The sequence below is a fragment of the Desulfopila sp. IMCC35008 genome, assembly GCF_010646885.2.
Lineage (GTDB): Bacteria > Desulfobacterota > Desulfobulbia > Desulfobulbales > Desulfocapsaceae > Desulfopila.
The window spans coordinates 1,559,953-1,581,567 of sequence record NZ_CP050700.1 but is presented as its reverse complement, the minus strand read 5'-3'; the positions used below and the strand labels follow the sequence as shown (position 1 = coordinate 1,581,567).

At 45.1% G+C, this 21,615-nt stretch carries 16 protein-coding genes; 8 read left to right on the top strand and 8 right to left on the bottom strand.

Going from position 1 to position 21,615, the window contains the following annotated elements; genetic code table 11:
* Position 1: 1 nt before the first annotated feature.
* The 3 genes from trkA to GA520_RS06980 form a co-directional block, all read right to left on the bottom strand.
* A complete protein-coding gene (trkA, locus tag GA520_RS06990; RefSeq protein ID WP_163339421.1) occupies positions 2-1,339 on the bottom strand; it encodes a Trk system potassium transporter TrkA in 1,338 nt (445 codons plus the stop codon).
* Positions 1,340-1,379: 40 nt separating this feature from the next.
* Complete coding sequence (locus GA520_RS06985) at positions 1,380-2,243, bottom strand: universal stress protein (protein WP_163339420.1); 864 nt, start codon at positions 2,241-2,243, stop codon at positions 1,380-1,382.
* Between the two features lie 79 nt (positions 2,244-2,322).
* The gene (locus GA520_RS06980; RefSeq protein ID WP_163339419.1) at positions 2,323-2,838 is read right to left on the bottom strand and encodes a hypothetical protein; all 516 of its coding nucleotides are present in this window, start codon (positions 2,836-2,838) and stop codon (positions 2,323-2,325) included.
* Positions 2,839-3,562: 724 nt separating this feature from the next.
* On the opposite strand from GA520_RS06980, the gene GA520_RS06975 reads away from it, so the two are divergent.
* From GA520_RS06975 to lon, 4 genes are all read left to right on the top strand, one after another.
* Positions 3,563-3,895, top strand: a complete 333-nt coding sequence (locus GA520_RS06975) for a hypothetical protein (RefSeq protein ID WP_163339418.1) — start codon at positions 3,563-3,565, stop codon at positions 3,893-3,895.
* A gap of 314 nt (positions 3,896-4,209) precedes the next feature.
* Positions 4,210-5,265 (top strand): sulfite exporter TauE/SafE family protein, encoded by a 1,056-nt coding sequence (locus tag GA520_RS06970; RefSeq protein ID WP_163339561.1) that lies wholly within the window; start codon positions 4,210-4,212, stop codon positions 5,263-5,265.
* A gap of 108 nt (positions 5,266-5,373) precedes the next feature.
* Entirely contained in the window at positions 5,374-5,673 is a 300-nt protein-coding gene (locus GA520_RS06965; RefSeq protein WP_163339417.1) for a hypothetical protein, read from the top strand.
* A 221-nt stretch (positions 5,674-5,894) separates the two neighbouring features.
* Positions 5,895-7,913 (top strand): endopeptidase La, encoded by a 2,019-nt coding sequence (gene lon / locus GA520_RS06960; protein ID WP_163339416.1) that lies wholly within the window; start codon positions 5,895-5,897, stop codon positions 7,911-7,913.
* A gap of 140 nt (positions 7,914-8,053) precedes the next feature.
* Here lon and GA520_RS06955 read toward each other — a convergent pair whose 3' ends face one another.
* Positions 8,054-8,236 (bottom strand): hypothetical protein, encoded by a 183-nt coding sequence (locus GA520_RS06955; protein ID WP_163339415.1) that lies wholly within the window; start codon positions 8,234-8,236, stop codon positions 8,054-8,056.
* Between the two features lie 96 nt (positions 8,237-8,332).
* Positions 8,333-9,346 carry a transglutaminase-like domain-containing protein gene (locus GA520_RS06950; protein WP_163339414.1) on the bottom strand — a complete coding sequence of 338 codons (1,014 nt, stop codon included), beginning with the start codon at positions 9,344-9,346 and terminating at the stop codon, positions 8,333-8,335.
* Between the two features lie 396 nt (positions 9,347-9,742).
* Between GA520_RS06950 and GA520_RS06945 the strand changes: the two genes are divergently transcribed.
* The gene (locus GA520_RS06945; protein ID WP_163339413.1) at positions 9,743-11,944 is read left to right on the top strand and encodes an ATP-binding protein; all 2,202 of its coding nucleotides are present in this window, start codon (positions 9,743-9,745) and stop codon (positions 11,942-11,944) included.
* Positions 11,945-12,064: 120 nt separating this feature from the next.
* Here the strand turns inward: GA520_RS06945 and GA520_RS06940 are convergent, their stop codons facing one another.
* A complete protein-coding gene (locus tag GA520_RS06940) occupies positions 12,065-14,260 on the bottom strand; it encodes a PAS domain-containing sensor histidine kinase (RefSeq protein ID WP_304511305.1) in 2,196 nt (731 codons plus the stop codon).
* Between the two features lie 545 nt (positions 14,261-14,805).
* Entirely contained in the window at positions 14,806-15,261 is a 456-nt protein-coding gene (locus GA520_RS06935) for a molybdopterin-dependent oxidoreductase (protein ID WP_163339411.1), read from the bottom strand.
* 501 nt (positions 15,262-15,762) lie between these two features.
* Here GA520_RS06935 and GA520_RS06930 point away from each other — a divergent pair.
* Positions 15,763-16,227: a YbaK/EbsC family protein gene (locus tag GA520_RS06930; RefSeq protein ID WP_163339560.1), complete on the top strand. Its 465-nt coding sequence runs from the start codon at positions 15,763-15,765 to the stop codon at positions 16,225-16,227.
* Positions 16,228-16,506: 279 nt separating this feature from the next.
* Here GA520_RS06930 and GA520_RS06925 read toward each other — a convergent pair whose 3' ends face one another.
* The gene (locus tag GA520_RS06925) at positions 16,507-18,144 is read right to left on the bottom strand and encodes an ATP-binding protein (protein WP_163339410.1); all 1,638 of its coding nucleotides are present in this window, start codon (positions 18,142-18,144) and stop codon (positions 16,507-16,509) included.
* Between the two features lie 393 nt (positions 18,145-18,537).
* Here GA520_RS06925 and GA520_RS06920 point away from each other — a divergent pair, with 393 nt between their 5' ends.
* Positions 18,538-21,000: a cation:proton antiporter gene (locus GA520_RS06920; RefSeq protein ID WP_163339409.1), complete on the top strand. Its 2,463-nt coding sequence runs from the start codon at positions 18,538-18,540 to the stop codon at positions 20,998-21,000.
* Between the two features lie 134 nt (positions 21,001-21,134).
* A complete protein-coding gene (locus GA520_RS06915) occupies positions 21,135-21,506 on the top strand; it encodes a hypothetical protein (protein ID WP_163339408.1) in 372 nt (123 codons plus the stop codon).
* Positions 21,507-21,615 lie beyond the last annotated feature (109 nt).

Sequence of the window (21,615 nt, the reverse complement as noted above, 5' to 3'; positions counted from 1 at the left end):
ATTAAATCTTGAAGACATCCTGAATCGAGTCGGTAGATTCAGTATGAGTAAAAACTTTGAGTGTATCCCCAGCGCAGACTGTTGTTTGACCATTCGGAATGAGAACTGCTCTTCCTCGTTTTATAGCTCCAATAATTGCCTGCTCAGGCAGTCGCAGATCCATAACCTGGGTGTCGGGAAATGTTTCGGGCACCTCGATACGCAAGACCTCACCCTGCCCCCCCGCGACAAAGGCCAGGATGTCTTCATCCCGGACCTCCATAAGGTTCAGCAACTCTTTCATGGCCGACTCCCGCGGCGAGACAACAACATCAACACCAACCCGTTCAAAAAGATCTCCATTCCGCTCATTGCTGGTGCGGGTAATGATACGTTGTGCTCCCAATTTTTTTGCAAGTAGTGAGCAAAGCAGGTTTTTTTCATCATTATTGGTAACGCAAATAACAACATCCTGTTGACCGACAGCCTCTTCTTCAAGAAGTTCAATATCAGTGCCATCACCCTGTAACACCAGACTTTTCCCTAAATTCATAGCAAGAAATGCACAACGTTTCTCGTCATGGTCGATGATTTTGGCGCGTATCCCCGACTGCTCCATCTGGCGGGCAAGAAAGAATCCGACATTTCCGCCTCCGATTATCACAGCGGAATCGATTTTATTCTTTTTCTTGGAGAGTTGAACGGCCAACAGATCAAGCGCCTGCCCTGTTCCCATGAAGACCACCTTGTCATCGAGGCGTATCATTGTCTGCCCTCGTGGAATCGATAAACTGCTGTCATGGGTAATTCCGACGATAATCACGTTATCCGGAAAGTCGCAGTCCATCACCCGCATGTTGCAGAGCGGGGAGTCCTCCTTAACCCTGTATTCAAAGAGTTTGGTACGGCCTCCGTCGAAGTATTCAACATCTAAAGCTTCCGGGACAAGAATTATCCTGAAGATATCCTCTGTGAGCAGTTGTTCAGGCCAGATGACATTATCGATATCATATCTGGTGTGGTAACGATGCTGCACATCACTGACCAGGTTGTTGTAGATGTCACCCCTGCTGACAAAACAAACTGTTTCGATATCGGAAATCTTCTTTATCGTCCAACAGGCAACTATATTGGCCTCATCATTCTGAGAACAGGCGATAAACAGTCTGGCCTTTCCTTCGTCTGCATTCTCAAGGGTAGAGATATCCGTTCCGCTGCCAGTGACATGACGAACATCCAGGGCGTTGAATTTCTCGGGCAGACGCTCGCTCTCATCGACGAGCGTGATGTCATGTTCCTGGCATAATCGCCCAGCTATCATATAACCGACTTCGGTTGCGCCAAACACTATGAGCCGCATTATTCATTCCTTTGCAAAGTTCAAGTTCAATATCATTGAGCTACTCACTTTTCTTGGCTATCAGGATAGGACATTGGGCAAGTGAGGTTATTCTCTCTATAACGCTGCCAAAAAACATTTCTAACCCCCAATGTTCTTTTGGGGCTCCCAACGCGATGAGGTTGATTTTCTTCTCTCGTGCATATTCCACAAGACTGCTCTCAGGTAGGTTTCCACGGACAGCCGTAATAACAGGAGCCTCATACTCTCTTGAGAGAGTAAGGAATTCTTGTAATATTTTCCACCCTTTCTGTTCCGCATCCCTCATGGCACCATAACGGAGAAGTCGATCCGTTGATAAGTCAGTCGCATAAACAGCATGAACTTCCCCCCCATAGGACGATGCCAATCCCAGGGCTCTGACACCAGCTTCCAAACTTTCAGCTGAACCATTTATTCCAACAAGAATTCTTTCAAACGATATTTCCCTATCCTCAGGTAACAGCATGACATCACATGGACCATTGCAGATCACCTCAATTGTTGTACGGCCTAGCAGAATTCTTTCAACCTGCAACCTTTTCGAGCACCCGAGGAGAATGAGATCAGCATTCATTTCATGTGCTATTGCAGAAATTTCATCTGAAGGTTTACCTACCCGGTGAAGAGTACTCATCTGAAGACCAAGAGAGGACGCATATTCCCCAGCTTCATCCAGAACTGTTTTCAGTGGTATTTCAAGCTGTTTCTCCGCATCATTCAGGAAAACACGATTCATATTACCTTCATAGCGTGGTGTTATCGAAGTAACAACCACTTTCGCCCTCATAGAAGACGCAAGTGCAAGTGCCTCTTTGAAAAGAGACCTGTTCTCCTTGGAATTATCCATTGCTGCCAGAATGTTCTTAATCGAGTGTGTTGTCATGACAAGAGGCTTTAGTGTTTATTTTTATGCCACTATAATTGGCCAATCTTTACATATTATCAATGACTTTTTAGTCACCTCAAGAGGAATATTTGTCTCTATCTTCCAACTCTTTGTCCGGGGTATCTTCCGGCTCTCTCAATTTACAGGCAAGGGCAGGAATTCGATCAGTCTCCAACTGTCCAGGCCCCCGAAGTTGCCTTTTTAGTGTATTATCACAAACCGTGAAAACCGGTACAGTTGAGCTGAGGGCGACGCTGTGTGCCTTGACTCCAGAGTCGGCAATAATAAACTCAAGGTTGTTCAACATGCGGCACAATCGGCTGACTACTTTACTGATTTTACCGGAATCCTGAACAGAATTGACGCTGACACCATACATTACAGCATCTCGCTGCAGCTCCATACTATCCTGCCGTGCAGCCTCATTGAAACTCCGGTGCCGACTTCCTCCATCTGAGAGAAGCGGCATCGTATTGATATATGCTACAAGTAATCTCAAGTCGAGCCGTTTTGCGACATTCAGACCATGGCTTTTGACTTTTTCTGATAAGTGCCCACGATGGGTGACGATGAGAACACAGGGTTTTTTCATATCGTTTGAAATTATACCATTCAAAAGTTTAGAGAGTTTTGGTTAGCGTACATATCAGACAAAAAAGGTGCACTGAATTCCCCTAATGATTTTATTCAATTTCCTCAATAAGTAATGGTTACATTTCACTGCAAAAGATATTCCGGTTTGATAGTAGAACGTAATTGTTCGATATAGATGAATTTCCTGCTTTATGCCTTAATATATGCCCTGGGAGCGTTGCAAATTGTAACACCCCACAGGAAAACCAGGGTATATATTTTTTACAAACTCGGATTCGAATTCCGACAATCATCTATCAACATATAAAGTTTATTTATATCTTATACTTAAATTGACATGTGGATTCCAGAAGTCCAGACCGTTCTTGGCCAGAACCACTCTTTGCCGTTGCAATTCGCAACACTTCTTTAATTTATCTGATTTTTCCACCTATTATACTGATATCGCTACTTAAAACAAATCAGACTCCTGTTTTAACGTTGCATTATGCAACACCTCCTTTCCCGACCACCAACTATTCAACGTACTAATATTTAACGTTTTATTGGTAACATTCTGTATGGCACTCATGTTGCAACTTTGAAGGTGTTTCTTCCTCCTGCATGAAAAAAGCCGCACATTGCAGGGGATGGCTGAGCAGAACATCCTGTATCACGAGCGAAATTGCACTTTCATCAACAGTGGAAGTTTAACAACCTTCAAAACAACAGAGGAGGATAGTATGAGAGCAACAGATCCCTATCAGACCCGGTTAGTTGTCAATAAGACTACTGATACGAAAACCCACGTCGGTACAACAACGACCACCGACAAAAGAAAACAACCGATGGTCAGGAAGAAACGTCCCGTCGCCAAGATGCTGTTTTTCGGAGCGGCATCCGGAGGGGCCTACATGCTTCTTTTTTCAAACGCAGCCCTGGTTACCAACACCTACACCCTTGGAGGATGGCACGCAATATTCCCGGTGGGAACCGCTTTTGCGTTCTCCTTTATCCATGGTGCATTCGCCAGCAACCTGCTCAGTGTACTCGGACTTGAAGCCAAACAATCATAACATTCTGCCCTGATTAATTGGAGAAATAGCTCATGAAGAAGATCATCATTTTGATGCTTGCAGTATTAACAGCCTTCACATTTGCCAGTAATTCCTTCGCTGGCGGTCCTCCTCCAAAAAATGTTGTTAAGGGGATCTTTACTCAAGTTGACGGGACAAAAGGTACTGCAGTCATCAAGGTAGACGGCCATGATGAACTGCGCACCTTGTCACTCGGCAAAGATATGACTGTAGAAGACATCATACTTGAGAAAAAAGTAATGGTCAGTCTCAATACAGAAGCTGGTCCGAATGTTATCAAAGACGTTTCTGTCATGTTTTTTGACATGACGATAACGAAAATCATTGCTCTTCTCGTAGTCGGCCTCATCGGCGGGCTTCTCTCAGGGTTCATCGGTTCTGGAGGGGCATTTGTCCTGACACCGGCGATGATGTCACTCGGGGCTCCCGGGGCTGTAGCAGTTGCCAGCAACATGTGTCATAAATTCCCCAAAGCAATGGTCGGTTCGTACAAGCGTTGGAAATACGGCCAGGCCGATATTAAACTTGGTCTGGTGATGGCAGTTACGGCGATCATAGGTGTTGAGGTGGGGATCAAAATGCAGAAATGGATCCTCTCCCACTGGGGAAATGCCGGATCAAACCTTTACGTCAGCGTGGTCTTTGTCTTCGTCCTGATAACTGTGGGAGCCTATGTCCTTCGAGATGCCCTACGGTCATCAAAAGGTGTTGTCGAAGAAAAGACCTCAAACCTCGCACTCTCACTCCAGAAAATTGAACTCTGGCCAATGATGGAATTCAAGGTTGCCAAGGTTCGAATATCCGCCTGGGTCACTATCCCTGTCGGCCTTTTTACAGGCTTGCTTGCAGCGACAATTGCGGTGGGCGGGTTTATCGGTGTTCCCGGGATGATCTATGTAGTGGGTGCTTCAGCCATGGTTGCCAGTGCCACTGAACTTGTGGTGGCATTTGTCATGGGTGCCTACGGTTCTGTTCAATGGGGTATTTCCGGCCTGATCGATATCCGCATGACACTGCTCATACTTGCAGGTTCCCTCATTGGCGTACAGCTCGGCGCACTTGGCACGACATACGTGAAAGACCATACAATCAAGCTGGTCATGGCTGCGGTTATGCTCATCGTGGCACTATCTCGTGGAGCGAAAGTCCCGGGATATCTTGCCGATCTTGATCTCATTCCAGCATTAAAGTCACAGTTGGGATACCTGTTGAACGGCATTAGTTTCTGGGCCCTGATCGCAGCCCTGGCAGTAGCCGGAGTTATCATCTCAGTGGCGATGATTAAGGGAATTCTCCAGGATAAAGCGGAAAAACGGCAAAATCAAGGAGTGCAAGAGGCTGTCAGTTAAGAATAACAATGAAGCCGGCCTTCGTTAGGGCGAAGGCCGGGATTGAACCCCATGGGATCTTGCCAAGAAAAACATAGGTAAAGACCCACTTGCTAAAGAGGTGCAACCATGGAACTTAACATGATCTTTTCCTCTCTCATTCTTCTCATCGGTGCATTCCACCTGGCTGCTCAGGTGTCATCCTTCATCCAACGTTATTTCTTTTCAACTAATAACAAGGTTCTCGGCACCGAAAAAAAAGCAACTGTTCGAGATGACTGGTACTTATTTTTTCATTGCTCCAAGCTTACCGGGAACCCAAAAGAAAAGAAACAAACAGTACCGAGCAGTGAACAGTTGACAACCAAAACAAAAACCGTAACAACAAAAGATGATCGACACAAACGAGCACATCGCATGGCGTGCTGATCTCTGTACCCAGATAGTTACCATCAGACACGGTTTTCGACGAATACCATCATTTTACTGTTGGCTTGGGACATTCCATTTTCATGGACTTCTCCCCCCGGAGGTAATCGCCAAAGCGAAGAACCCAGGTATTCGAAACTGATTTTCCATACACCAAGTGTTGATGGTTGCAACCAGGTAAGCTAGTTATTTTGAGATGGCGAAACGAACAGGGGAACTCTATGTTCTTTAGAAAACCGGCACCAGACGTGAAACCAGAAGAAGAGCCACCTGAAAACAAATTTCCGTTATCTTCTCTTCGTGACAAAATCGATAAAACCGCTCTTCCTGCTCACGCCTCAGATGCCGCAATCAGGGAATTCGAAAAGCTTCAGAAAACTGACCCTGCTGTTGCAGAATACACGGTTGGCCTCAATTATATCGAGTTGCTTCTTGACCTGCCCTGGCAGGAACATTCCCAATGTAATTTCGATCTTATACGAGCGCAGAAGATCCTTGATTCACGTCACTGCGGCCTCAAGCAGGTAAAACAGCGTATTCTCGAATTTCTCGCAGCAAAAACACTTCGTGGCAGCGTACAACCCCATATCCTGATTGTGGATGACGAGGAAATCGCCAGAGAAAACATGGCTCACGCCCTCAATAAGGCAAAGTATCATTGCGAAACAGCCGCGAATGGCATTGAGGCCGTAAACATCCTGAACAATTGTGACATCGACCTGGTCATCACTGACCTCAAAATGGATGGCATGGATGGTATTGAATTGCTGGAACACATCAACAGGCAATGTCATGAAACGCAGGTGATCATGGTCACCGGTTTTGCCACTGTCAACTCTGCAGTTGAGGCTTTAAAAAAGGGAGCAGCACACTATCTTGGTAAACCGGTCAATCTTGAGGAGCTCAAACGTACTGTTGATGAAGTCCTTACCAAAAAATTAACCGTGGAGATGGGCAGAGGCCCAATCCTGTGTTTTTCCGGGCCACCTGGTACCGGAAAAACTTCAGTTGGCCAGGCAATAGCAGAATCATTACATCGGCATTTTGTTCGGGTCTCAGTAGCCGGTTTGCGGGATGAAGCAGAACTGCGTGGTCACAGAAGGACATATGTAGGGGCGATGCCTGGCAGAATCCTGACAGAGTTGCGAAGAACCGGGGTCAGTAATCCAGTGTTCATGCTCGATGAAATTGACAAGATAGGTCAGGATTTCAGAGGTGACCCCGCTTCGGTTCTCCTCGAAATTCTCGACCCGGAACAAAACAGTAAATTCGTCGATCATTACCTGGATATTCCGTTCGACCTGTCAAACATCATGTTTATGGCAACAGCCAATGATCTGTCCAAGTTGCCCGGTCCCCTTCTTGACCGTATGGAACTTATCCAGTTTACCGGATACACAGAGCATGAAAAACTGCGCATCTCAAAACACTTCATCATCCCCAGACAGTTGAAAGCTGCCGGACTCAACAGGGAGAATGTCACATTTTCTGATAATGCCATATCCAACATCATTAATAATTACACCAGGGAATCAGGGCTTCGGAACCTGGAACGTGAGATTGCCAACGTTTGCAGGAAAATCGCGTTGTTGAAACTCAATGCAGAAAAGAGCCAGGAGATAAGCTCCATTGACCAGGATACCATTACCTCCTTTCTCGGCCCCAAAACATTCTTTCGGGAGGTAGCTGAAGAGGAAGACCGGGTAGGGATAACAACAGGTCTTGTCTGGTCGGAAACCGGAGGGGAAATTATCAGCATAGAGACTGCAAAAATGCAAGGTAACGGTGCTCTGATCATGACCGGTTCACTCGGTGAGATACTCCAGGAGTCGGCCCAAACGGCATTGAGTCTCATTCGTAGCAAAGCAGATGAATTTGGTGTCCCCGCAGACTTCTTCCCTAAATGGGATATTCACATTCATATTCCGGCGGGCAGTGTCTCAAAAGACGGCCCATCCGCTGGAATTACCATATTTGCTGCCTTGTTATCCCTTCTGACAGAACGACCTGCAAAAAGAAGTGTTGCCTCAACAGGGGAGATGACCTTGAGTGGTAAAATCCTTCCCATCAGCGGTATTCGTGAAAAGCTTCTCGCCGCTCAGCGTGCTGGAATAACCTTGGTACTGGTGCCGGAAGCTAACCGGGACGAAGTAATGTCACTCCCGCAGGATATGTATAGCGGGCTTGAGGTGATGATGGTGAAAAATGCGGAGGAGATGATAGAGAAGGTCCTTACATAATGCATGCCTGCCCTCGCTTCTGAGCCAATAGATGCGGGTCAAGGTATCGCTTAGGCCCGCATATCAATCCCTTACACACGTAAGTATTGCCAAATGTTAACCAACTTTCTCAATTTTCACTCTGGTACTGCTGAGTACATTTAAAAGGGCGACACAGAAAACCCCATAGGTAGCGTTGCTGTAACAGGAAAAACCGTTCTTCTTTGCGGCCTCCATGAGGCAGCGGTTGTACTCCATCTTGGGCTGGCCCCAAGTGCGGTTGATCCGGCAAGGCCAAGCAGGAACACCTCTGTTCGTTTCAGAAAAGTTCTACGCTCTTCCATAACTTCATTCTCCATAACGATGGTGGATTGCTGCACCAAAAAAAATGGGACCATCGAATGACGGTCCCATAAAGAGAGGTAAGTAGTTGCTTCAGCCTACTTGGTATAGGTAATGGTGTATTTGAATGAGGCGGGATCAAGCCAGTCGATTATCTCACCACCAACCTCAGCATAAGGATAGCCGAAGGTATTGAGAGGTTTTCCCGCCTGGGGGGGATTTAACAGTAAGTCACGGCCCACAGCCAGTTTTACGCGATACTGATCCCACGCTCCCCAGAAATATTCACGATACTCCTTGGTTTTTTTGTCCTCAAGTTTCAGGTCATGTTTCAGCATCATTTTACGGACATCCGCAGGGTCAACAGGTACCCAGCCATATCCTGGCAGGAAAAATTCAGCCCAGCAATGCTGCCATTTGGTGATATCGACCACACTTTCTTTCCCTTGGCGGATCCCAAAGACCTCCCTTGCCGGTACGCCGACAGCACGCGCAAGTGCCACAAAAACAGAGTGAATGTCGGTGCACTTTCCTCCCGGAGTCGCGAGCAGAGAGCATACATCACCGGGGCCGCAGCCTTTGGTTTCAGGATCTCTGTACATGTTCTCACAGATCCAGTCATATATAGCCTTAGCCTTGTCGTAAACGAAGGTTTTATCAGCCACAATTTTGTCTGCCAGGTCTTTCACAATACCATCAATTGGACCAAGGCTGGTTGGGCTCAGGTAGATTGTATAGTCCGCAGGATTCCATGTACCCTCTTTGTCAGGAAAATCCTTTTTTACAACTTCGTTACGTACTGCATGAAAACTGAAAACGAGTTTACGACTCGTTGCCTCCTTGTCCCAACGGGCATAAAGCATTGGTGTTGAGTATTTCTGATCAGAATAGACTGCTGACTCCGCAAAATCCCCGCTGATCGAGACCTTTGTGACAAGCTGGTCATCATCCGATAAAGGGTAGGGTATCCAGAGCTTTGCCTCTTGACCGGCAGGCTGTTCAGACAGATCGAACTCCATGGATATTGTTCCAGATGCCTGTTTAGCTGCCATACCTGCAAGCGGCCATAAGAGGCACAGTAAGGTTCCTATCAGTAGAAATGCTTTTTTCATGTTGTATACTCCTATTGTTGGGTGTTTTTATATATTCATCACAGTGGGAACCAGTCGAATATCACCAAATTATCTGTAATCATTAATAAAGTACAATATTTTGTTTCGATTAATGTAACCCATGAAATAGGACATGACGATACTACACTCATTGAACAAAACATAAATAACGACGGGTCTCGACTCTCCTCCCCCAAAAAAGCATTGCACCAGGATTAACTGATAAGAGATAGCGTATATCCATAAATCTGTTAGATTCCAGTTTGGAGTGCAAAACTGGTTTTGAAAAATCGGTTTACCAGAGAGAGATTCTTTTTTGTTTGGTAAAGAATCCGGATTAATATACAAGTGAAATTGAAGCCTTGCTCAATCATCACTCATAGGATTTGATAAGGTATGAAATTTATTAAAGAATCAAGCATCGTTGGCAAGATGTTTTTGAGTTATTGTTTGTTAATCGTCATATTTGTGTTGTATGGCCTCCTCTCTTTTTATGATCATCGTACACTTTTCGGTTTAACCCAGAACTTGTTCAATCATCCACTCGTTGTCTCGAATGCAGCGCTTCAGGCCAACGTCTCCATAGCAAAAATGCACCGCAACATGAAAGATGTTGTCCTGTTCAAAACTCCAGATCGAATCAAGCAGTCAGTCGCAGCAGTAGAGAAGGAAGAACGCAATGTTTATAAAAACCTTGATATCATCAAAAGTGAAATTTTAGGTTCAGAGGGAAAACATCTTGAGGGTGAGTCCAGGATTCTATTTGATAATTGGCGGCCAATCCGTAGCAGAGTTATTCAACTTGTAGGTGATAACCAGACTGAAGTGGCTGCCGCAATAACACTTAATGAGGGAGCAAACCACGTCTTATTGCTTGAACAGAAAATGCTGGAGCTTACCAGATATGCAAGGAATAAGGCGACATTATTTATGACGGAGTCGCAAGACACCTACCATGGTCTCATTATTAAGTCGAGTTTCTTTTTGTTCCTGGGGATTGCACTATCACTGGCCATTGCGCTTTTTACCTTGAAGAGGATTGTTCGAACCGAAAACGCACTTATAGAAAGTGAAGAAGTGTATCGTTCACTGGTTGAGAGTCAGATCGATCTTATCTGCCGTGTCAAGCCTGATGGCAAATTAACGTATGTCAATAAAGTGTTTTGTGATTTTTTTGATAAACCAAAAGAGAGTTTGATCGGCACAGCATGGAAACCGGTTCCTGTCGATGATGATCTAAACATAGTAGAAGAAAAGCTGGCATCACTGTCTATTGAAAATCCCACAGTCATAATAGAAAACAGAGTACGTTCCGGTACAGGAAAGGTACACTGGGTACAATTTATTCATTCCGGCTTTTTTGAACCAACTGGTGATTTGGTTGAGATTCAATCAGTAGGAAGAAATATTACCGGACAGAAGCAATCAGAAAAAGAAAAAGAGGCCTTAGAGGCACAGTATCGTCAGGCCCAGAAAATGGAGTCAATTGGCAGACTTGCCGGAGGCGTGGCCCATGACTACAACAATGCTTTAAGTTCTATTATTGGCTTTACTGAACTGGCACTCGATCAGGTCGACCCTACAGGACCTGTACGTAATGATCTTCATGAGGTGCTCTCAGCTGCAAGACGAGCGACTAAGATAACAAAGCAGCTGTTGGCTTTTGCTCGAAAACAGACCATTGCTCCCAAGGCTATTGACTTAAACGATAACATTGAAAAAACACTCAAGATGCTTCGTCATCTCATCGGGGAAGATATTGATTTAAACTGGTTACCGGATTCAGATCTGTGGGCCGTTAAAATGGATCCATCACAGCTCGATCAGATTCTTGCAAACCTTTGCGTCAATGCCAGGGATGCCATTGACGGAGTTGGCAAGGTTACGATTGAAACCAATAATGCAATATTTGACGAGGCTTACTGTGCAAACCACAACGGGTTTTCACCTGGTGAATATGTCATGTTAGCTATAAGTGACAACGGATGCGGAATTGAAAAGGAGCATCTGGACAAGATTTTTGAGCCATTCTTCACCACCAAGGATGTGGATAAGGGTACAGGGCTGGGATTGTCCACAGTCTATGGAATAGTTAAACAGAATGAGGGATTTGTTAATATCTATAGTGAGGTTGGCTCAGGAACCACCATCCGGGTTTATCTCTCCCGCTATTATGGCGAGATTGAAGAGACTCAAGAAGAGTTCGCCGAAAATTTACCATTAGCCAGAAGTGAAACTGTCCTGGTTGTTGAGGATGACCTGTCAATCCTGAAACTTGCTCAACAGATACTCGTGGGACTGGGGTATAAGGTGATAACAGAGGGAAACCCTAAAAAGGCAATAAACTTAGCTAAGAATTACCAGGGCGATATCGATCTTCTGGTGACAGATGTTATTATGCCGGACATGAACGGACTTGAGCTGGCAGTTAATCTGCAATCCGATTATCCTGAACTTAAACGTTTATTCATGTCGGGATATACTGCAAATACGATAGCACATCATGGTGTCCTTGATGAAGGTGTGCTCTTTATCCAGAAGCCTTTTGCTAAAGCCGATTTGGCCACAATGGTTCGTAAAGCCCTGGACGAGGCATAGCCTGGCGCCCCTGTCATTTAATAACTCAGGGAGATGATTTCAAAAGGAATCAAACCATGATTTCAGCCACCACAGGTTTATCATTCACATCTGGAAGACTTCTGCAGGTCCGCCGCAATATCAACGGGGAGTATTGATAGCAGGACTTTCGTCCAATACTTTTCTCACTATTCTTGCAAGTTCTGTCTTATGAAGTGGTTTTGTCATCAGAGCACTCACCCTATATTCTGCGATGTTCTCCTGGTCAATATTATCACTATACCCAGTGCATAATATCACAGGTATGTCGTTTCTTGTTTTCACAATATTTTGCGCGAGCTTGTGACCAGGCATTTTCGGCATTGTAACATCGCTGATGACAAGATCAAATTGAGAAGGATCATTGCGAAATAACTCATAGGCTTCAACAGGATTCGTTACCGATGTCACGTTGTACCCTAAACCATTCAACAATCGTGTTATAAGTTTCGCAATCTGGGGTTCATCATCAACAAACAAAATCCTCTCCTTTCCGGACTTCAGTTCGCCTGTCATGTTATTCTCATGTAGATCACCTGCCTGTGAAACAGGCAGATAGATTGTAAACGCGGTTCCTTGTCCCACTCTACTTTCTACATCAACAAATCCTTCATGGCGTTGGACAATTCCATAGACCATAGAAAGCCCTAAACCCGTTCCTTTTCCTTGTTCTTTTGTCGTATAGTATGGTTCAAAAATAGATCCGAGTTTATCGGCAGCAATACCGATACCCGTATCCGATACTTTCAAAACCAGGTATTCTTCAGCTTCCGGATGCCTAAATTTATTTGCAAGATCAGATGTTTTTTGTTGATACAATTCTACTTTTAGTATGCCACCTTCCTGTTCCATCGCATGTACAGCATTGGTACACAGATTCATCATTATCTGATGTATCTGAATAGCATTACCATGAATATTGGCATTGCTCTCCAATGATTGTTGAATCTCGATTGTGGTCGGTATGGTTGGTCTGAGAAGCCGCAATGCTTCAATGATGATTGACTTGGGTTTTATGGTTTCGAGCGCATCATTACTTTGACGCGAAAAGAGAAGGATCTGCTTAATAAGTTCTTTGGCTCGATTCCCAGCTGAATATATCTCATCCAAATTATCCCTGAGTTCGCTATCCTTCTCTGCAAAATCAAGGGACAGTTCGGCAAACCCGATAACAGAAGCAAGAATATTGTTGAAATCATGTGCAATACCACCCGCAAGGGTGCCTATTGCCTCCATTTTATGGGCTTGACGAAGTTGCTCCTCGAGTTTTCTCTGTTCGGTAATATCATACTCCGTAGTGAGTATTAATGACCTTCCGTCACTCATATCTATACGCTGTGCATTTACCGCGACCGGAAAGGTTGTCCCATCTTTTCGGATATGGGTATTCTCAACATAAAATGGTTCACCAGTCATAATTTCTGCTGTGTGTTTTTTTACTAATCGCTTTCCATCCTCATCGTCTATATCAGCAACAGGTCGTCCCAAAAACTCATCACGAGTGAAACCATGGGCTGCGCAAGCAGACTTATTCGCATCAATAATAATTGGAATGCCATCAGCTGTATTGGGATCGAGAATCATGCAATATCCGCCAGCCTGTTCAAATAGAGCTCTAAACCTCTCTTCACTTTCCTTTATTGCATTCTCGTTCTTCTTACGCTCGGTTACATCAATCGAGGTCGTTGGGTAAATCTCCCTTCCATTTTCATCGTGGGCCAGACGGGCATACATAAGAACATCGAAGACACTCCCGTCCTTTCGTTTGGCGAGGAATTGCTTTATGCAGCTCCCATTCTTTTTCAATTCTGCGATTATTTGCGATGGAGTTTCAGGGTCCTGACAATGAGCAGCAAGAGATGTACCTAGGATCTCTTGCGTGTCGTCATACCCCCACATATCAACGTAGGCTTTGTTGACATAAACAAATCGTGCACTCTCATCGACAATATCAAAGCCATTCAGGGAGTTCTCGAGCGCTTCGCTTTTTAAGCGCAATTCAAGTTCGAGTTGCTCACGTTCCTGCATTTCTTTTTCGAGCTGGTCGTTGCTATTTTGGAGATCGGATGTCCGTTCTTTGACTTTTTTCTCAAGTAGCTGGTTAGAAGAGATTAATGCGTTTTGCAGTTTTGATTTCTCGAAGATGTACAAGAAAAAAATCAGTCCTGTGAGAAGGAACAAAACGGCGAGTATATAAAGTAAAATATTTAGCCGTTCAATTACTGCAAGAATACTGGCTTTTACTATGGAAAAAAAGTAGCTCTCCAGCTGCGGATAAAGGTTCTGGTATTCTTCCAATATACCAATACTTTCATGAACACCGGGTCTACTTTCGTCCATAAGAACCTGAAGCTTCTGCCTGGTACCGACATCTCCAAGTGACCTAATGAAGGAATCGTTAAACTTCTTGATCATCAGCAGCTTTGGGTGGATTTCGCTAAGCTGCAGGTGCAACAGTAAAGGGTCGTCAGGCGCTAGCATGTCTAACAGATCGTCATTGATGTTCCGACCTATTTTGTAATATCCGGCTATTGACCTTGCAAGACTCCCCAACATCTTGAGATCATCGTTATAATCATTGCTGATCTCAAATTCCGAAATCTTGTAAAACGCTGTAAGGGACTTGTTGACATACCAGGTATTTTCTAACAGGTCTTTTTGAATAAACGAGTAGTAATCCGCTGTCTGACTCTTCATTGACGACACAATATTCCACATCAAAATAACGACAACAACCAGACAGAGCGAGCTGCTGAGTATCAGCGGAAAAGCAAAACGAAATCTTTCTTGTGACATGCGTATCCTTGTACCATTATCCCGAGTCAATCGAAGTCAGTTGAGATTCACTCTATTGTTATGTTTTCTACGAACCAGACCAATTGGTGCTTATATATATCGAAATCGAGCCCGGGATGTTTATCAAAATTGATGATAATTGCCAGTGGCCCCCTATCCTCCTCTGATGGTAACTGATTGTAAAACTTACCGTTCTTCTTATAAGACAACAAATATTCAAAGCGGTTAATATCATTTATTTTCACTACAGATTTGTAATTGTTAGATGCCCTGATAATGAGATAGCTTGAGTCCGGGGCGATTCCCAGATGGTTAAGAAAATCATCGAGCAGAATTCCTGTATACTGGTTTCTCTGCCCGGTGACCGAGTGATGTATGCTGATGGTTTCAGAAGGTAGCTGGATGAGATCGTTCAAATCAAACTTAATCGGCTTATTTCCTTGCACCTTCCCGCCAACTGTCAACACAGGTTTAGCAGTACCTTCAAATTTATGTATTTTCAAGAAATCCCAGTCGGCAGAATTAGCTTTATTGGTCAAAGGTACTAAGAAAATGAGGAAAAATGAAAATACAACTACCTGTACGAAGTGGTACAATCTGGCATCCATTTATAAATTATCCCCTTTTTGATAGTACGTTGTCCCTATCCTGAGAGATGTAACAGTCTGGAGTTGGTATAAATAAAGACCCTTATAAAAGTATACACCTAATCAATTTGAAATGTAATCCGATCTCGCTGATTCATCTGCCGGGAATATACAACGCAATTAACAAGCGGCTTGATCTGTATCTGCACCATGAAAGGCACACCTGTCCCCAATCAAATATATTTTTCGTTTTCGGTAATCGAGCTAAACGCGAACACCTAATAAAGGATTCTGCTGCCAGAAATGAAGTGAAGTAGACGAAGATAATTGTTATTTTCAGGTGTGAGTTACTTACCAAAAGCTATATATAGCTAATTAACTGTAAATTTTTATTAACTTAGTAGCCTTGTCTTGAAAATGAGCACTATTCCCCCAAAAGTAAAAGCATTCCTGCATCGTCATGACCTTTCAGCCCTTGAGTTCGAGCCGGGATCAACACCAACTGCTGAAGCAGCAGCCCAGCGAATAGGCGTACCTGTTGGCCAGATAGCAAAATCCATTTTATTTAAAGGAAAAGATGAGAAATACCGAATGGTTGTAGCTGCCGGCGACAAGAAAATCAACAGTGGCGCCCTCAAACGCACAACGGGTGCTAAACACAGGATGGCCAGTGCAGAGGAAACCAGGGAAGTTACAGGATTTATTCCGGGTGGTGTATGCCCATTCGGACTGGAAGATAGTCCTGTAGTTATTTTACTCGACGTATCACTCAATGAGTATGACACCATATACCCTGCTGCCGGTACAGATGCCACAGGTGTTCCTTTGAGCCCCGATTACCTCCAGCAGATTACCGGTGGAAAAAAGGTTGAAGTGACCTGATCTTCCTCTGTAGCGGGAACTACTCTGCTGTTAAATCCGGGTTATCCACTGCTTCTTTAACTGCCATACCGAGACGTTCCAGCATATAACGCTTTTTGAGATACCTCCCGGCTCCCGCTTCGCGTACCGTCTCAGTCTCTGAGTATCTGCTGGCAATAATTGTTCTTGGGTAGGGATTGATCTGACATGTTCGTTTGTATGTTTCCAGGCGAGAAGTCAAGAGAAGTAAGTACCCATCGGCAAAGCCGTTGGGTTACTATAAATTTGAAGGTCTTTGTGTCAGCTTGATCGATTTTGCTCAAGCTTGCGGTTTAAAGTGTCGGCCAACACGGCTCTATCGACAGGTTTTTCCAAAATAGTGACAATTGCCTTGAGATGAGGATTCTCTTCTATGGCAGCGCTGTATCCCGAACAGAGAACAACGGGTAGGCTAGGCCTCAATGCCTTGAGTTTCACTGCAAGCTCATCACCGTTCATGTTTGGCATGGTCATATCGCTGACCACCAAATCATATCCATTCGGGTTTTGTTCAAAAAGTGAAAGCGCTTCCTGAGCTTCGCTACAGGCAGTCACTTCGTACCCTAACTCCAGTAAGGTTCTCTGAATCACCTCCAAAACCATCGGCTCATCATCCACCAGCAAGATTTTGCCGCTGCCGTGAGTCAGCCGAGGTTGAATGGTTTCCGCCGATGCTATTTCTTCACTTTCTGCTTCCGGAAAGAAAACCGTAAATACCGTTCCATGAGGGACATTATCTGAAAAAGAAATATAACCCTTGTGACTCCTCACGATAGCATGCACCTGGGAAAGTCCCATACCTGTACCCTCCCCTACGTTTTTGGTCGTAAAAAACGGTTCATAGATTTTCTCAACTATTTCCGGGGAAATTCCTTTTCCAGTATCACAAACTTTAAGCATTCCATACTTTCCTGGAGTTAATCCGGGATACTCTTCTGCTGTCCCCTGCCCCGCAATATAATGTGCCACTTCAATCGTCAGGGTACCACCGGTTTTTCTCATCGCATGTTCTGCATTTGTACACAGATTCATTATAAGCTGGTGAATACTGGTTGGGTCAGCAAGGATCTTGACATCGCTACCACATTCAACCTTCATTGCAATGCTGGCGGGCAATATGGCTCCTACCAAACGCACAACCTCATCGACCACAACCGACATCTGCACAACCCTCGTTGACTGATCCTGCTGTCGGGAAAAAGAAAGGATTTGCCGAATAAGGTCTTTGGCGCGTTTCCCAGCCTTAAGTACCTGCTGCAAATCTGTGCGTGTTCGTTGATCATCCTTGCTGCGCAGTAATGCAAGCTCGCTATAACCAATTATTGCCGTTAGGATATTGTTGAAATCATGTGCAATCCCACCAGCCAGCGTACCTACAGCTTCCAGCCTGTTAGCCTGGTCCAGTTTGCGTCGCATCTCGGTTTCAACACTTCTATCTATGATAAATCCTAAAGAGCATGGCTGGCCTAGATAGCGAATCAGAGAAACCCAGGCAGACACTTCAAATTTTTCACCGTTTTTCCTAAGACCTACGGTTTCATACATGGTCGGAACAGGCTTGCCGGCGACTCTGTCTCTGGAGTATGTCCGCTGACGCTCTCTTTCTTCCTCGGCATATAATTCCTCAACAAACCTGCCAAGTATCTCATCAGCAGACTCATATCCGAACATGCGGTAATAGACATCGTTTACGAATGCGAATCTTCTTTCTCTGATGATACAGATACCAATCGGAGCCGCCTCAATTATTTGTTGGGTTAATTGTACACCCGCAGTTGAACCGACAGACCTCTCCCCCCGTCTTCCTCTGAGAACACCCAGTCCGAAGACCACCAGAAGAACGGTAAACGTTAATAGACAGAAGAAAATTATCTGCTCAATACTTAAAGTACTTGGCACCACGAACCCTTACAAAGAAGAATTTAATAAAAAATGAATCAATGGGAAATATACAACCTTTATTGCCACAAGCCAGAGGAAAATATACCAGCTTATCCTGAAAACTCCTCTTCCATGATATATTAGGCGTTAAACCGATATGGTACCAATTATAATAGGTATTTGTAATTTCAGCCATGATGGCATAGAGAATTTCGACTGATCCCGATTTGAACCATTACCATCTGCTGGCACCGTTGTTATACAGAGTTAAAATAAGACTGTACGATTGCGCAGACTGCTCCCCATGCCTTGTTTCAGAATCTACCTTTTGACTAAATTTCTCTCCCCCCATACAATTATTATACAAACACTCGCTGAATACATGAACAACTATAGAGAAGTTGGGGCGCAATGCACGAGACCACCGGCATATTGATTCTCATCTTTGTCGTAGCATCGCTTATTATCGGTTCAGCGGTTCGAAATCTGCTCAAGGGAACCAGCATTCCCTATACCGTAAGCCTGCTGGTCATTGGTCTACTTCTTGGCATGGTGCAGCGTAGCGAATATTTCGGCGAGCACATCCCGACCGTCTCTGCCACCTTAAAACTGGTCGCAGATATTGAACCACATCTCATTCTGTATGTCTTTCTGCCGACCCTGATCTTCGAATCCGCCTTCGGTATAGAGGTTCATCTCTTTCGCCGAATGTTCAGCCAAATCGTAATACTTGCAATACCAGGATTACTTCTGGCTACTATGGCTACCGCTGTGCTGGCAAAGTTTCTCTTTCCCTGGGAATGGAGCTGGGCATTATGTTTTCTCTTTGGTGCCCTGGTAAGTGCCACGGACCCGGTAGCAGTGGTGGCTCTTTTAAAAGAGGTCAGTTCACGCAAGCGGCTGGAGACTTTACTGGAAGGAGAGTCTCTTCTTAATGACGGTACAGCCATCGTTCTGTTCGGCCTCTTCTATGGCATGATCATCAATACGGATGGAACTTCTGATTTGAGTATCATCGGGGTGGTGGGGGACTTTTCCTGGGTTGTTTTACTCGGGCTATCTATTGGGCTGATTGTCGGTGGTCTTGCTATTTTCTGGATAGGCCGGGTCTTTAATGATCCAATGATCGAGATTGTCGTGTCCGTTGCCGCCGCATACCTGGTCTTCGTTCTTGCCGAGAATGTGTTCCATGTCTCAGGAGTGGTGGGGCTCGTAGCTCTAGCGTTACTGTTTGCCAGCGTTGGACGCACGCGCATTTCCCCAGAAGTATCCGGATTCCTGCACCACTTCTGGGAAATGATGGCGCACATGGCAAATACAGTTATTTTTCTCCTTGTAGGTATCGTAATCGCCAGCCGGGTGCCTATAAACGATATTTCACTCTGGTGGACACTGATCTATCTCTATCTGGGGTTGCAACTGATACGGGCGACAGTAGTCGCTCTATTAACCCCGGTGCTAAAACCCATGGGCATTGGGATCAACAGAGAAAAGTCAATAGTCCTGATTTGGGGTGGATTACGAGGTGCTGTTTCGTTGGCCCTTGCCCTGATAGTTGCACAGGATGCGGTATTTCCGCAACTGGTTGGAGACCAGGTGCTGTTTTTATGTGCCGGGATTGTCGTTTTAACCATACTCATCAATGGCACATCGATGGGTGCAGTCCTGAGATGGTTGAAATTGGACCGTTTGCCGCCGGGGAAGCAGGCAACTGTAAACCGAGCTTCTCACTCCATACATCAGGAGTTGCAACTCCTGAACAAACAAATGCAGGACAACGATTTTTTCATGGGGGCCGATTGGGATGAGGTGAACTCGCATATCAAGATGGGCGACACTGAGCCCTCCTCCTCTACCGGTGCTCCCACAGAGGCAAGTGAACAGGACCAGGCGATTGCCTTTCGTAGAAGGATTCTCGAAGCTGAACGACGTGTCTACTGGGCGCAATTTGAGGAAGGGGCACTCGGACGAACTGCCACCCTCCTACTGGTTGAAGCTGTTGAACATGCGCTGGATGGCGCTCCCCTGATCCACCCCCGAAAGGACCTGCAGGCTCTTTGGGGTATGCCAAGACTGTTTGAATATCTGAGGTATCCGATTTTAAACAAACCGGTGATTGCGATGACAATTGACCGTATGGCGTTAGGCTACGACATGGCACGAGGCTTTGTCAAAGCTCAGGATGAAGTCGCACTCCACATTGATGAACTCGCGCCTAACGAAGAAGAGGGTGAAACAGTGCGCCGGGAAATCATGAATAACAAGCGGGAAACGCTTTTACATATCGAAAAATTTCGCCAGGCCTTCCCTGAGATAATTAAGGTGCTGGAGACATGTGCTGCAAGCCGGGTCTTATTAAATCGGGAAAGAGCGGTGATCCAGGATTTGCTCGCTTCTGCCGTTCTGGATAAACCGGAAGCAGACCGAATGATCAAGAGTGTTGAGTTACGTATGGCATCTCTGCAAAAGGCACATCAGAAGATCAGACAGCCGAATCCCGCACAAATGATCAGAAGTGCAAAATGGACTCAGGGCCTCAGCAAACCCACTCTGGAAAGGTTGGAGGCGATAGCCGTTCAGCGGTTCTATGGCTCTGGAGACATCATCATCCAACAAGGCACTTTAGGGGGGGCCCTGGGCATGATTTTTCGCGGGGCTGTTGAAGTAACAGAATATGCCGATGAAGAAGAACGAGTGATAAGCATATTGGGCCCCGGGGAACTCATTGGCGTGAGACTGTTGCGGTCCGGTTTCTGCCGTTACACAGTGCGTGCTGTCACTCCTGTGGCAGTAATATGGCTGGATGAGAACAAACTCAAGCCGATATTATCTGATGATGAGTTGCTTGCTACGCGGATAAAAGAGCTACGATAGGGGGATAGATCTCGATATAACCTGACAGTTCAATTCAGGGATGAGGAGAACAGGAAAATGACTTGTCAGCCATTTATCGTATGTATTTCCTCGAAAATTCTCAGGGTTTGGCGATCGCCCCAGTGAGGTAAAATATGAAAAAACTAATTATATTATTGAGGTTAAGCTATTGGACAGCCGCTATAGCGGACTTTGTGGTCGCGATACTATTATTGATACCTGAAAGGATGGGTGCAACCGAAATAACCTATCCGATGGGTCTTGCGTCTGCTGTTGTATTCTCCTGGGCTGTAATGTTGATGATTTCAGATAGAAAACCAATTGAACGAAAATGGATACTTATTCCAACAATTCTCGTTGTTGCAATGATCGCTATCGTAAGAACATGGTTTTCTTTGGAAGGTGTTATCGAATTTAATTTAGCCCTGCTTCTCTTTGCAATTGCTCTGATTATCCTGATGGCGTACAGCTATTACTACGCATGCAAACATGCAACGAGCAATTGACACTTCAATCATCTCGCTTAGCAACACGGCTGCACTGGACATTTTGCTCCGTTATCGCTTCGCATCATTCCAGTGTGTGAGCCGCAGCGCTAATATTGCCACATCGAAG

Bases quoted from the DNA above. Each gene is read 5' to 3' on its own strand.
- trkA (WP_163339421.1), bottom strand. From the start codon at position 1,339: ATGCGGCTCATAGTGTTTGGCGCAACCGAAGTCGGTTATATGATAGCT.
- GA520_RS06985 (WP_163339420.1), bottom strand. From the start codon at position 2,243: ATGACAACACACTCGATTAAGAACATTCTGGCAGCAATGGATAATTCC.
- GA520_RS06980 (WP_163339419.1), bottom strand. From the start codon at position 2,838: ATGAAAAAACCCTGTGTTCTCATCGTCACCCATCGTGGGCACTTATCA.
- GA520_RS06975 (WP_163339418.1), top strand. From the start codon at position 3,563: ATGAGAGCAACAGATCCCTATCAGACCCGGTTAGTTGTCAATAAGACT.
- GA520_RS06970 (WP_163339561.1), top strand. From the start codon at position 4,210: ATGTTTTTTGACATGACGATAACGAAAATCATTGCTCTTCTCGTAGTC.
- GA520_RS06965 (WP_163339417.1), top strand. From the start codon at position 5,374: ATGGAACTTAACATGATCTTTTCCTCTCTCATTCTTCTCATCGGTGCA.
- lon (WP_163339416.1), top strand. From the start codon at position 5,895: ATGTTCTTTAGAAAACCGGCACCAGACGTGAAACCAGAAGAAGAGCCA.
- GA520_RS06955 (WP_163339415.1), bottom strand. From the start codon at position 8,236: ATGGAAGAGCGTAGAACTTTTCTGAAACGAACAGAGGTGTTCCTGCTT.
- GA520_RS06950 (WP_163339414.1), bottom strand. From the start codon at position 9,346: ATGAAAAAAGCATTTCTACTGATAGGAACCTTACTGTGCCTCTTATGG.
- GA520_RS06945 (WP_163339413.1), top strand. From the start codon at position 9,743: ATGAAATTTATTAAAGAATCAAGCATCGTTGGCAAGATGTTTTTGAGT.
- GA520_RS06930 (WP_163339560.1), top strand. From the start codon at position 15,763: ATGAGCACTATTCCCCCAAAAGTAAAAGCATTCCTGCATCGTCATGAC.
- GA520_RS06920 (WP_163339409.1), top strand. From the start codon at position 18,538: ATGCACGAGACCACCGGCATATTGATTCTCATCTTTGTCGTAGCATCG.
- GA520_RS06915 (WP_163339408.1), top strand. From the start codon at position 21,135: ATGAAAAAACTAATTATATTATTGAGGTTAAGCTATTGGACAGCCGCT.